At 44.4% G+C, this 13911-nt stretch carries 7 protein-coding genes; all 7 read right to left on the bottom strand.

The features are described 5' to 3' along the window. Positions 1 to 56: 56 nt before the first annotated feature. Positions 57 to 5648: a 5'-nucleotidase C-terminal domain-containing protein gene (locus tag M3636_RS10945; protein ID WP_251382548.1), complete on the bottom strand. Its 5592-nt coding sequence runs from the start codon at positions 5646 to 5648 to the stop codon at positions 57 to 59. Between the two features lie 451 nt (positions 5649 to 6099). Continuing rightward, entirely contained in the window at positions 6100 to 7485 is a 1386-nt protein-coding gene (locus tag M3636_RS10940) for an ABC transporter substrate-binding protein (RefSeq protein ID WP_251382547.1), read from the bottom strand. Between the two features lie 298 nt (positions 7486 to 7783). Beyond that, a complete protein-coding gene (locus tag M3636_RS10935) occupies positions 7784 to 8605 on the bottom strand; it encodes a carbohydrate ABC transporter permease (protein WP_483311515.1) in 822 nt (273 codons plus the stop codon). Next, a complete protein-coding gene (locus tag M3636_RS10930; protein ID WP_251382545.1) occupies positions 8602 to 9564 on the bottom strand; it encodes a carbohydrate ABC transporter permease in 963 nt (320 codons plus the stop codon). Before M3636_RS10930 ends, M3636_RS10935 begins: the two co-directional genes overlap by 4 nt. Positions 9565 to 9974: 410 nt before the next feature. Then, the gene (locus tag M3636_RS10925) at positions 9975 to 11792 is read right to left on the bottom strand and encodes an APC family permease (RefSeq protein WP_128100737.1); all 1818 of its coding nucleotides are present in this window, start codon (positions 11790 to 11792) and stop codon (positions 9975 to 9977) included. A gap of 281 nt (positions 11793 to 12073) precedes the next feature. Beyond that, positions 12074 to 12928 carry a rhamnulose-1-phosphate aldolase gene (gene rhaD / locus M3636_RS10920; RefSeq protein WP_251382544.1) on the bottom strand — a complete coding sequence of 285 codons (855 nt, stop codon included), beginning with the start codon at positions 12926 to 12928 and terminating at the stop codon, positions 12074 to 12076. A 398-nt stretch (positions 12929 to 13326) separates the two neighbouring features. Further along, on the bottom strand, positions 13327 to 13875 hold the full coding sequence (locus M3636_RS10915) for a GNAT family N-acetyltransferase (protein WP_251382543.1): 549 nt from the start codon (positions 13873 to 13875) through the stop codon (positions 13327 to 13329). Positions 13876 to 13911 lie beyond the last annotated feature (36 nt).

Raw genomic sequence — 13911 nt, 5'->3', positions numbered from 1 at the left:
GCAAGCTACTTTTCTATCACATATACTGTTGCTCTGTAACTATCGAATACCAGACCTTATGGCTGTAATTGAAGCTCACTTGCTGACATTAGCAATGTCACCACTTCAGCCCGAGTAGCTTCAGCTAATGGGTTAAACTTGTTCTTGCCTGTTCCTTTTACGAGACCCGCTTCATAGGCTGCAGCGATATAAGGAGCTGCCCAAGCAGGTACCTGATCTGCATCCGCAAAACTCAGTGTAGGATTGGATTCTACCGGAAGCCCAAGAGCTCTAACCAGCATTACCGTCATCTCTACACGCGATACTTTGCCTGATGAGCGGAATGTATCGTCGGTATAACCGCTAATAATTCCTTGATCCACAGCCTGAAAGATAAAAGATTGTGCCCAAGCAGGTATCCCAGCAGCATCCTTAAACGTCAACGCTTTGTTGCTGACCGGAAGTTCAAATGCTCGTGCCAACATAACAATAAATTCAGCGCGTGTAGCTGGAGCATTCGGGCGGAAGTTTCCATCCTGATATCCATTCACAATTCCCCGGGAAATGGCCTGCTGAATGGCAGCACCTGCCCAGTGACTCGCCACATCCCCCAAAACTACATTTGGCGTTGTAGAACCATTCGAACCTGAAGGTGGAGTTGTTGGCTGTGTTGGGTTCGTTGGAACTGGTGTAGGCGTTGGTGATGGTGTTGGATTGCTTGGTGCCGGGGTTGGTGTCGTTGGTGCTGGTGTCGTTACACCACCTCCACCCCCGTTACCACTTCCGGGATTACTTCCATTATTGCCACCACCATTACCAGGGTTACTTCCTTCCCCTGGCAATGAGCCACCTTTTAGGTCAGTACTACGTCCCTCTGTGGCTTGATTTACCAGACCTACTCGATCAAGGTGTTCATTGAAAATTTCATAATCAACCAGATTCAATTCGTAGAATCGATTATCGTCCTTAGCAGCTCTCATTGCACGGTAGAAGTCTCCACCGTTGGCCATGAAGGAGTTCGTAGCTACGATATAATATCCATTCGGATCAATATCCGTATACGTTCCGTTTGCATTCTTAATTTGAACTTTGATAATTCGTTTGCCTACTTGTGTTACTTGGTTCGTGACAGAATCAATCTTCTCATTTGGTTTGGTGGAGTCATAATAGAATCGCATTCCAGATACTTGCGGGAAGCGTCCTTCTCCCGTTTCTACTCCACTTACTCCGTTCTCCAGCGCAGCGGTAATTTCCTTACCTGTCATTTTCAGCGCGGACAGATTATTCCCGAACGGCATTACCGTGAGCAGATCACCTAGCGTAATGTCGCCTTCCTTGAAGGAAGCACGGATACCGCCGCTATTTTGGATCGCTACATACCCTTTGACATCATTTTCTTTCACGATCGATTTCACTTTTTCCAGCATGCCATCTGTCATGAGATTCCCCAGGTTCGTTTCCTGCTTACGCACACTGTTGCGCTCTCCATCCAGAAATACATTGGTTTTGCCGATCACGGTTTTCTTGAATTTTTCCAGTTGCGGTGCGTATTCAGCAAGCTTCGCTTTGGCAACAGAGTCATCCTCGTAGATATAGTTACCCGCGGCGTCCTTTGCATCAAGACTCAGCAATTTACCATTCCATTTCTTCAATACGCCCTCTTCATTAAACGTAACATCCAACTTTCCAAGAGAAACGTCATACTCCCCAGTCTGCACAACCAGTGTAGGTTCATCCTCGCTTCCCACAACAATCGGTTCTTTCAGAATTGTATGTGAATGACCGCCTACTACAATGTCAATGCCTTTTACTGTTTCAGCCAGCTTCAGATCCTCGGAGTAACCCAAGTGTGTCAGGGCGATAATTTTGTTAATGCCTTCCTGTTGCAGCATGTCCACCGTGGCTTGGGCACTCGCTCGGTAATCCTCAAACTTCAGCTCATCTCCAGGTGAGGATAGAGATACCGTATCCGCTGTAGTCAGACCAAAAATCCCGACCTGTTCACCATTTACCTCTGTAATAATAGCCGGATAGATTTGGGCGTCCTCCCCCGGTTTGCCAATGCTTTCATTATACAGGCCACTCAGATTCGCATCTTTCCCAAAGTTAATGTTAGCACTCACGAATGGGAACTCAGCTTGTTCAATGAAATCTTTCAGCACACCTGTACCTTTATCAAACTCATGGTTACCAAAGGTCATCGCATCGTATCCAATCATATTCATAAACTCCAGATCCGCCAGACCATTAAATAGATTGAAGTATAGCGTACCTGAGAATACATCTCCTGCATCCAGCACCAGTGTATTATCGTTGCGTGCTTCCTTTATCGCCGTTACACGGCGAGGGATATTATCTAAATGTGCATGTGTATCATTAGTGTGCAATACACGTAGATTGAAGTCGCCTTCTTCCGCAGCATCGCCGATGCTTAATTGAGCCAGCAATGGATCATGGTCACTCACCCGTCCATCTGCTGTTTCGAAATCGGCATTCACATGCACAACTTCGATGACTGCCGTATCAGACACATTTTTGCTCACCAGAATGTGATCCAGTGTCTGAGAGTTTCCATCGTAAATATAGGAATAGCGCTCATTTTCCGGTAGATCGTTCACCAGATTGTCCAGTTCATCTCCTTCGAGAATGTTCAGTGTTTTGGAGAACTGGAAGTCATTGAAATCACCGAGAACCGCGACATTAACGTCAGGATCTTTGTTCAATAACTCTTTCACAAATCCATTTACGAGCGTCGCTTGCTTCGCGCGCTGAACTTCGCTACTTCTTGTCGCAGGCTGTATACTTCCAAAAGGCTTCAAGTCTCCACCTTTGGAATTAAAATGGTTGGCGATCACAACTACACGCTCACCGTTAAATTCAAATTCCGCAGCAAGCGGTTTGCGAGAACTAGCAAATGCTTCATCATTAGGCGCGATTCGGCCGGGATTATTGGATAGACTACCGTCAACACCTACCTGCATGGATGTTGTTGCACTTCCTTTAATTCCTTCCTTCAACGAAACACGCGATTCGTTGTATAAGAAGCCTACACGAATATTGGCACCTGGCGCCCCGCCGTCCTTGTTATTTTCCGGAGCAATATCCGTATATTTATAGGTCGGCCCATGATTTGAAGCAATTGCGTTAATTAAGGTCTGGAAGCTCGCATCCGCAGCTGTTGTTCCACTGTCCGTAGCACCATCATTATCCTGTACCTCCATAATGCCGATAATATCCGGATTTTTCAGGTTATTGACGATAATACCACCGATTTTCATAGCTCTTGCTGCATCCTTCTGGCTGAAGTTTTCAACGTTGAAGGTTGCGATTGTCAGCTTATTATTCGTCTGTTCAATCTTCGTTATTGCTTGTTCTAACGCACCTGAAGTAATAGCTGGAAGATTCCCCTCAGGGAGGATCTTAAAATTACCATTGGAATAAGTCATGACTCCTCTAACTGAATCAGTGAGCTTATCTCCAGTTTTAACCGCGTGTGGGGGTTTTTTATTAATAAATAATCGCTGTGGATTAAGTGAACTTTCAAACGCTTCTGCACCGTCTCCGGTCAAGATGACACCACCAGCAGGTGTACGAAGCGGATTGTTCGGATCATTATCTATAACAACAGCTAGACCCGGTTCACTGGAATATGGTCCAATAATGGTTGCCTCATCGATCTGTATTCTCATTCCTTCCAAACTTTCATAAAAGTCAATTGCATCCATATCGGGATTGAACTCGCCAAACTGATCAGAATCAATCACCTTAGGAATGATTCGTCCTTTACTTCCCAGAAGAACTGGTTCAGGTAGCTGCTGCTCTGTATCCTCAACTGTAATTGTTGTAGCTACAATCTCAGTTGTTGCCAGTTCTGTCGCTGATGTTGCATACTCTTTCACCTGTCCAGATACCATAACTTTATTGCCTACATTCATACCATGTGTCGGTTTATATATCAAAATCCCCTCAGATGTATCCTCATTATCATCTTCCATCTCAGGGATCTCCTGCATGTAGAATGAACTTCCATTGACTACATGGGTTACGATACCTTCGACATTCTGTACAGCCAACCCATCGTATAAGGATGCATGTGATGCCCCTTGAATATCATGAATTCTAAGGTTATCCAGTTGCTGAAGAACCTTATAAGTAAAACTAAATACATCACTCTCTCTTCCATTGAATACAGCAATTGCTTTGATAATGGAATCCTCATTGATTGTGATAGGTTGACTATATAAAACGGATGACGTAGTTGGTTCGCTCTCATCTACTGTGTAATATATTTCTGCCCCTGCCATCGGAGAAGATAATGTCACGGTCGAGCCTTTGACAATTCCACCTGAAGGTACGTTGGTTGTCACAGAAAGCAGATTCTCGACAACATCTGCTGCGGTACGCGGAATAAGTTCAAGCCCATAACTAGTGTGGTACGTCATGACTCCTGTCACTTTTTCGTATGTTTTGCCTGCGGCTAGAGCAGTAGGACTGTTTTTCGCATAAATCGTAATTTCTCCACCATCGTCATCTGTCGCAAAAAACGTGGAGCTGCTGCTTCTTGTCACAGTGACCGCATTCACTTCGACAAGCATACCCTCGTATATGCTTCCTGCGCCTTTCCCTCCACCAGCAGCAGGTGCAAAATCTTTAGATGTAAGTAAGATTGGCTCTGGTATTTCTTGAGCCTTATCCACGATTTTGATATAACCGCCAGGGAATCCGGCTTTATCTTTTTCTACCTGAAGTAAGCCATTATATACGGTGAGTGAGCCATATGCTTCAATCCGATCACCTAGTTCAACTGTAGAATCTGTTCCTCGTATTACGATTCCTGCATTTGAATCCTGAATATAGAGGTTTGCCATGCCTCCGGACTCTTCTCGGTACGTAACAATACCTTGAACAGTAACCGAAGAATTCTCAGACTTGTTTCTGGCTTCAACGATTGGAATCGGAGTGTTGTCAACAATCGTGTAATTTAGCAGAGTGATGGCGCTATCTAGTAATCCTTCTTTATGTGCATAGGCTTCAATGTGTGTAGTGTCATTTATTATGATGGGGTTAGTGTAGGGGAGAAACTCAACTTCATTATTCAGCTTATAGTAAATGGTGGCACCAACTGTAGTTGTTGCCAAAGTGATCTGTGTGCCCGTCGGAACTTCTCCGGAGGATGGATTAGCAGTGACATTGGCCACTTCTGTTTCAGGTGTTTCATCGATAAGTTGGAAGGTTGACGATGTACCAGTACGTAAACCTTTAGTAGAAAAATATTGAGATAAAGTGCCGTTTGTAATGCGTACTTTTGATTGATACAAAGGAGGATTACTATTAAGACCAAAAATGGTGCGAGGAGCAGATGTGGGTACCAGCACAGGCATCATTTTATTAATGTCTGTTTCTGTCGGGCTTTCAGCAATTGCAAAATTTGTGTCTACAAAGGGCGGATTCACATTTACTTTTGAACCGCTACTATAGGTCCCTACAACATAGCCTTCAATTGTAGCAGGCCTATCATCTGAAGGAAGAGCGAGTGCTTGTCCAACCGTCAATGGCTCATCTGCTGCGGCGACTTTACTGTTGAATACACCGATTGGTATGGTACCTGTAACCAATAAAACCATGGCTAAGAATAACCTGAGCCAACTCTTCATTTGTTTACTATACATCCTTTACCTACCCCCGTATCTTCGTTTTGACAATCATTTGTTCAGACAGCTTGTACATTAGTTCAAATATAAGATAACTGAACCCGGATTACATGTAAACATTATTTTTATAAAATGATAGAAAATAGAACATAGACTTCACAAAAATAAAATTTATGTTAAATAAAAACTTCAATTCAGGCAGTTTTCTGTCCAAATTCGTGACTTTTTTAGCTTTTCGCATTATACACTTATGCATATATGACTAATTAACGTCAGAAAAGTTAACAAAACCAGTGCATAGCTATTATCTTTTCGACATTTTACGATACCGTCTTTCCAATAATTATCCTTGGTTTATCTTTATTTCATCCGACTTAAGGCCCACATGATATTTTCAGTTTGAACACAGAGATGCGACGATCATGTTCGACCGCCGCATCTGAGTTGTAGTTATGAGATTAATCTAACATTATTTCTTCACTGTGCTGTTATACTGTGCGATCTTATCTGTAATTTGCTTCGCAGCTGCATCCAGAGCTTCTTGAGGTTCACCTTGTCCATTCAGAACCGTCTCGATTGCTCCTTCGACAATTTGTCTTGCTTCTGGGAATACACCCATAACTGCGCCAGAAGTTGCTGTCGAATCAACGGAAGCGTGCAATTGGTCGACTGCTGTCTGGAATTGCGGGTACTTCGCCATATTATCCTTTAATACTTGCTGATCGTAAGCTGCTGTCGTAATTGGGAAGTATCCTGTCGCAACACTCCAGTTCGCTTGTACTTCTGGTGTCGCCAAATACTTGATGAATTCCCACGCTGCTTGTTGCTGTGCATCGGATTTGTTATTCATGATGTACAAGCTTGCACCACCAACGACAACGCCGCCATCTTTTGCATCTGCTGGGCGAGGCAAGAATCCTGTTCCAAGCTCAAACTTACCGCCAGAACCTTCTACGATTTTACGCAATCCAGCCGTAGAATCCAGTGTCATACCAATTTGTTGTGCTGTGAATGCTGCTGTTGTATCATCTGTGCTACGTCCGAGGTTAGATACTGTTTTCTCGTCGATCATCTTTTTCCACCACGATAATGTCTTCACACCAGCTTCGGAGTTCAGCAGAGATTCAGTAGCTGCGCTGTCTCTACCGTTACCATTGTTTACATAATCTGCATTCTGGTTAGCGAAGAATTGCTCCATGAACCAGCCATAGATCGCCATGGAAGCGCCTGGTTTACCGTCTTTGCCCAGTGCTTTAGCTGCTTGTTCGAACTCTTCATATGTCTTTGGTGGGTTCTCTGGATCCAAGCCCGCTGCTTTGAACATGTCTTTGTTATAGTAAAGAATTGGGTTCGAAGTATTAAAAGGCATCGCGTTCAATTTACCGTCAATGGTGTAATAGCGAATGATGTTTGGCTCCAATTGAGAAAGATCAAAATTATCTTTATCAATAAATTGCTGTACTGGCGTAATCATGCCAGAGTCAATCATGAACTTACTACCAATCTCATAAACCTGGATGATGTCAGGGCCGCTATCTGATCCCATCGATGCTTTCAGCTTATTCAAGCTCTCATCATATTTACCTTGATAGATCGCTTTTACCTGAATGTCAGGGTGACTAGCGTTGAAGTCGGATGCAAGTTGATTGATCGCTTTCTCCCCTGCACCGGACATGGAGTGCCACCAATTCAAATGAACCGGCTCAGTCGTAGCTGCAGCGGCATCCGCTTGTCCACCAGCCGCTGGCGTGCTGCTTGTGTCTGCTTTGGTACCACATGCGGAGATAACTAACATGAGTGCTGCCAACATTAAAGCGAACGTTCCTCTTTTTTTCAAACCAAATCCCTTTACCATGATCTCTCTCCTTTTTTAGGGCTCATTTCAAAAATCAGTTCATTGGAGTTATGCGAAGTGGCCATTCCAGTAACGAATCGTTCTTCCGATTGCTGTTATCCCCAGATTTTTTCTCCCCATTCTCTAAATGGGAAAATCCGGTGATAAACGCAAACGCGCTGCTTCTTCAGAATCGATTTCGTTCCTTCCATTACCTTCGCAATTACTCATAAATTGATTTTAAGATTGAGCCTGGTTTACTCGCTCGTAGCATTGGAATGCAAGAATCTTTTTCAATGGTGGTAAAGCTCTGATTGAACTAACCCTTCAATGCGCCAGCCGCCATTCCGCGGACAAGCTGTTTCAACCCAAACACCAGCAGCAACAAAGATGGTAGAATGACCATCGCCGTGCCGGCAAATACCAGATTCCATGCAGTGGATTCCTGGAACTCCAGCATCGAAATCCCGATCTGTACTGTTCTCATCTCTGGGGTGTTCGTTACAAGCAACGGCCACAGATACGAATTGTACATACTGAGGAACGAGTAGATCGCTAGTGTTCCAAGCGCTGGGCGAGACAGCGGTAGTACATGCGATACAAAATATCGAATGTGTCCACAGCCATCAATTTTTGCTGCCTCAAACAGCTCTTTGGGGAGTTGCATAAAGAACTGTCTTAGCAGGAAGGTACCAAACGCCGTAGCCAGGAACGGAACCGTTAAGCCCTGATACGTATCAAGCCAGCCCCAACTACGAACCGTTAGATAGTTTGGAATCATCGTGACTTCCCAAGGGATCATCATCGTCGCGACAAACATACTGAAGATGACGTTTTTTCCTTTAAACTGCATTTTGGCAAAAGCGTATGCAGCCATACTCGCCGTAATCAATTGCCCCAGCATGGTCAGTCCCGCAACCAGGAAAGTATTCCAGATAAACGTACCAATAGGCACGATATCGAATACTTCGGAGAAGTTGGACAGGTCAATCGACTGCGGAATGATATGCGGCGGATAGGCACTTGCATCCTCGGGCGTCATCACAGCCATGAAGAAGGTATACATGACCGGATACAGTACCAGTGCCGCACAGATCGTGAGAAGCACATACAATAAGGTGTTCATCCATGGAGTTCTCATTGATAATGTACTTTCCTTTCTACCCATTTGAACTGAATTAGGGTTAGAAGCATAATGACCGCGAACAGAATCAGTGCCTGCGCACTACCTGTTCCGAAACGGAAATTAACAAAGGCTTCCTGATAGATCGAGTAGACGAATACATTTGTACTGTCCATCGGCCCCCCACGGGTTAGAATGTTGATCTGACCAAACGACTGGAACGCACCAATGATGGAAACCACGCTGACAAAAAACAGCGTAGGTGACAGCAACGGCATTGAGATTTTGTGAAACGTAAGCAGTGGTCCTGCTCCATCCATTTTCGCACTCTCATAGATCTCATCCGGGATGCCTTGCAATCCACTGGACAAAATAATGTAATTGAATCCAAGATTCATCCAGATGGTCATGATCGAAATGGAGATTAGTGCCCAATCCGGACTGGTTAGCCAAGGAATCGGATCAACGCCGACTTTTCCTAATAAATAATTCAGCATGCCCAGCGTCGGGTGGAACAAAAACTTCCAGATGACTGCGGACGAACCTACAGATAATACAACGGGTAGAGAAAACACAAACTGAAAAACACGCATTCCCTTAAATTTGTTATGGGTTAGCGCAGCCAGAATGAGAGCGGTCAGGATGCCCGTTGGCACCGTGAACAAAACAAATAGCAACGTCACTTTCATGCCTTGAAGAAACAGCCCGGATTGGAAAACCGCCTTAAAGTTGTCCAGTCCTACATAGGCAGCAATCTGTCCCGTAGGATCAGTTGAATGCAGACTGAGGTACACAGACTTAAACATTGGATAAAACAGGAACACTGCGAACAAAAGCAGCGATGGTGCCAGGAAACCATAGGCCAGCATATTCTCCCGCATCCGCCCTACTCGGAGCGAAGCCGTACGGCGCTCACTTGTCTTCGATATACGCCGACTGGTAGCAGGCAAGCCGATCCGGTTATCAAGCTCACTCATCGGATTTTCTTCCCCCTTGATTAGCTCATTCGGTCATGACTCAAGCGTCATAACCACCTTAATCAGTCTATAAGTTCAACATCATTGCAGAATCCATTCTGAATTAACGTAATGTTAATCGTGGACAAGGGGGTTTACCAAACGGATCATCTTGAAACAGCTTCCATATTAATGGATAAAATGACAAAAAAACCGCATGTCCTCCCTTCATTCGGGAAGTTTCATGCGGCTGTCTTTGTAAAAGCGAAATGAACATTTCATTTCCTGGATCATCACTCATTTAACACAAAACTGGAAAATAACAATTTACAAATGCACTCTGGTTATTGCTTCGTAAGGATATTAGAACTTCTAACAACGGAGTAAAGCTTCCACTGCACGTATAGATCTCTACCTCTCTTGTCATACGTCTATCGATTAAGATGGTAAGGAACAGTTGTTACAATAACGTCCTTGTAATTAATCAAGTAGGTTCGAATCATGAAGCTCGTTTGATTATGCAGTACATTTTGCCACCAATGCTTGGTGATGAATTGCGGGATAAGAATGGTAATGTGATCCGTCTCGGATGTTTTCCACTCTACGGTATCGATGAATTTTTTCAAAGGCCCCATAATGCTACGGTATCTGGATTTCACCACCACAAGGCGCACACCGGGGTTCCATTCTTCCCACTTTTTCTCCATCTTGTGAATTGCCTCATCATCGAAACCAATGTATAGCGCAACAACGTTATCCGACATCGTCTGGGCATAACTGATCGTATTCATCACTACCCTTGTAATACCAGCCACTGGAATCACAATCGTATTTCCTTTTCGAATCGGTTTCTCTAATTGGATGTCAATCCGCAGTTCATCAGCAATGTTGCAATAGTGACGGTGAATGCGCATGAAGCCATAAACGACGAGTGGTAGGAAAATAAAGATAACCCATGTCTGCGTGAACTTGGTGAAAATAAAGATTAAGGTGATCGACAAGGTCGTCAGCATACCTACCGTATTAACAAGTAGTTTCGTCCGCCAGCCTGATGGTTTGACTTTGATCCAGCGAATCATCATGCCCAGTTGGGATAACGTAAATGGAATGAACACACCCACCGCGTAGAGGGGAATGAGACTTTCCGTATTGCCTTTGAAACCAACCACGAGCAATGCAGACATTACACTTAGAAAAATAATACCGTTCGAGAATCCTAAGCGATCTCCCCTCACCATGAACATATGCGGCATATATTTGTCTTTCGCCATCATGAACGACAACAGCGGGAAAGCCGAATATGCCGTATTCGCAGCCAGGAATAGAATGAGTGCTGTCACACCTTGGATAATAAAATACATCGTGCCTCTGCCAAAGGTTGCTTCAGCAATCTGTGAAATAACCGTTGCCTGAGGATCAGGCTTCACGCCATAACCAAAAGCGAGCAACGTAATGCCGATGAACATTGCGCCAAGAATACAACCCATCAGCAGCAAAGTTCCTGCTGCATTTTTCTCCGCAGGCTGCTTAAAGTTCGGAATGGCATTACTTACAGCTTCCACCCCGGTTAGTGCAGAACAACCTGAGCTGAATGCCTTGAGCAATAAGAATATACTTACGTGTGATAGACTGGTTCCGAACTCAGGTGCTGCTGCATGCATACCTCCAGTGAAGAACTTGATCCCACCAGAGATGATAAGTATTGCAATGGAGAAGATAAACAGATATATCGGGAGCGCCAGCACGGATGCCGACTCTGTGACTCCTCTTAGATTCATTATGGTTAAAAATACAATCATCAACAGCGCAATTGCTATGCTGTGATCATGTAGAGCGGGAAATGCCGACGTAATCGCGTCGGTTCCTGCAGATGAGCTTACCGCAACCGTGAGGATATAATCGACTAGCAATGATCCTCCGGCGATCAGGCTTGGCGTTGTGCCCAAATTATCCTTCGCTACAATGTACGCCCCGCCCCCTGTAGGATAGGCAAATATCGTCTGCCGATAAGAGAATATTAAAATGACAAGTAAGCCAAGCACAGCGATGGAGATCGGGACGGAATACCACAGAGCGGCAAATCCAGCCGCAACGAGCACCAGTAAAATCTGTTCCGTACCGTAGGCTACAGACGATAATGCATCCGAGGATAGAATCGCGAGAGCCTTCCATTTCCCCAGTTTCTCCCCATCCAGTTGCGCCGATTTCATCGGCTTGCCTATTAAGACCCTCTTCATTTTGCCAATCATGATCATGACTTCCTTCCGTCTTTCATGTGTGAAGCATTGTTATTATGCAAAATCGCGAGCGCAATAACAATACGTCATTTCACCCGAAATTCGTCAGCGTGAGATAATGCATTCTACAATTCAATAATGAATAACAAAGCCATTCTTTATGATCTATTTGAACTTTTTTGAGCTAAATTGACGTTTGGATGCCAAAAAAAAAGAAACGGACTTCGGTTCATTGAACCAAAGACCATTTCCTTTTTCACTCGTAAAAGATTCCTCTACGAGCAATACATATATTATGTGCCGATGATGCCTGGACGTGGGGTCACGCCGAAAGCTTCAGCGAGGGTTGTCAGCTGCTCATCCGTAATTCGTTGTTTAATCTCATGACCAGCAACCAGCATATACACCTGGGCAGCTTTCTCAATCGTTTCAATGAGTCCGAAGGCTTCATCAATCGTTGTCCCTGTACCAAAAATACCATGCTGTGGCCAGATCACTGCGTGATACTCCTTCATTTTCTCAGCCGTCTCACGTCCAATCTCATTCGATCCCGGGATCATCCACGGAATGATGCCTACACCGTCCGGGAATACAACCACACATTCCGTACACATCTGCCATAACGTCTTCGTAAACTTCGCCTCATCCAGTTCATGGATGAATGTCATCGCCAGTACATTGGTCGCATGGTTGTGCATGACAACCCGGTGATTCGGGTCGATTTTCAAACGTTCGATATGACTCATGAAGTGGGTAGGCAGCTCACTGGTCGGGTTGGCTCCCGACTTCAAGCCCCACAATACCTCCAATTCCTGTCCATCCTGCGAGACACGCAGTAATCCGAGATTACTCTCTGGATCAGCAAGCACATTTTTGAAATATTTACCCGAAGCCGTTACGATAAAATATTTCCCTGCCAGCTCATGCACAGCAAATGCGGGTTTAATTGTACGGATGACCTGATGAATATCGATATACTGAGCAACCTCTTCTTCCTCCAGCAAATAGCTGACATTACCACCATTGCGTTCATCCCAGCCATTTTTCCACATATGCTGTGTAATTTCGGCCATCTCACGGATGAATGGAATATTCCAGCCAGCAGGTCGATCCGTTTCGTTCGTTTTATTCGTAAGGGTCACGTTCATGATCATTCTCTCCTTAGATTACATCATTTTTTTGGCTTGCCACGTACTATTAAGTTCCTTTTTTCACATTCATTATACCTTTGTTTATCTTTATAAGTCAATCATATTTACGTTTAATTATTTTATTTATCTTTGTTTATGTTTGTTTTTCTGTTTTATTTCAAAATCAAACAAAAAAATACCCCACCGGCGTCCGGCGGGGTCAGTCACACATCTATCTAACACGAGAAGGGGTTTACAAGAAATATCTTACCCTTGCTACCTTAATAGAAGCTGAAAATGAAATAAAAAATCGATGAATTTGGACTCTATTCGACGTAACTCATTACGAGTTGCCAAGAGAGTACCATTGTGTGAGCGCTATACTTCCTAATGTTATGTCCAACGAATCATTAATCTTATCTCTGGGATGGACTCTGTAACAGATATAATGGATGCATCTTCCCTGTCTGCTCGACCAGTTCATCCCGATCGTAAGTGAAACCAAGCTTAAGCAGCATTTCTTTGCATACTTGATTCTCTGGATGGTGTTCTGCCACGAGCCTCTTAGCACCTAACTCTTCAAATGCATATCGGATCACCGCCTGAGCGGCCTCTGTCGCATAACCTTGCCCCCAATGATCCCGTGTCAGATGAACACCTAATACATACACGAACTCATCCGATGAATATGGCTGAAGCCCACAGCAGCCTACCAATACACCCGTTTCTTTGTCAAACATCGGCCAGTATTGCATATTCTCTTCCTGCTGCCGTTTCATTTCTTGCGTGAGTCTTGCCTCAACCTCATCTTCGTTAAGAAATCCCTTGTTGCTCATCCACTTCATCACCTCTGGATCACCCCAAAGCGCAGATGCCAAAGGACGGTCTTCTTCAGTCCATGTCGCGAACTCAAGACGATTGGTTTCAAGAAACGTTGCTCGTTCTTTTCTCATAGTTTCCTTCATGGTCTTACACCCTCCCATTGGTATGACGAATTCACT

It is taken from the genome of Paenibacillus sp. MER 99-2 (genome assembly GCF_023714095.1).
Lineage (GTDB): Bacteria > Bacillota > Bacilli > Paenibacillales > Paenibacillaceae > Paenibacillus.
This window is presented reverse-complemented; position numbering and strand designations above follow the sequence as displayed.

Excerpts from the sequence above, each read along its gene's own strand:
- M3636_RS10945 (WP_251382548.1), bottom strand. The coding sequence starts at position 5,648 with ATGTATAGTAAACAAATGAAGAGTTGGCTCAGGTTATTCTTAGCCATG.
- M3636_RS10940 (WP_251382547.1), bottom strand. The coding sequence starts at position 7,485 with ATGGTAAAGGGATTTGGTTTGAAAAAAAGAGGAACGTTCGCTTTAATG.
- M3636_RS10935 (WP_483311515.1), bottom strand. The coding sequence starts at position 8,605 with ATGAGAACTCCATGGATGAACACCTTATTGTATGTGCTTCTCACGATC.
- M3636_RS10930 (WP_251382545.1), bottom strand. The coding sequence starts at position 9,564 with ATGAGTGAGCTTGATAACCGGATCGGCTTGCCTGCTACCAGTCGGCGT.
- M3636_RS10925 (WP_128100737.1), bottom strand. The coding sequence starts at position 11,792 with ATGATTGGCAAAATGAAGAGGGTCTTAATAGGCAAGCCGATGAAATCG.
- rhaD (WP_251382544.1), bottom strand. The coding sequence starts at position 12,928 with ATGAACGTGACCCTTACGAATAAAACGAACGAAACGGATCGACCTGCT.
- M3636_RS10915 (WP_251382543.1), bottom strand. The coding sequence starts at position 13,875 with ATGAAGGAAACTATGAGAAAAGAACGAGCAACGTTTCTTGAAACCAAT.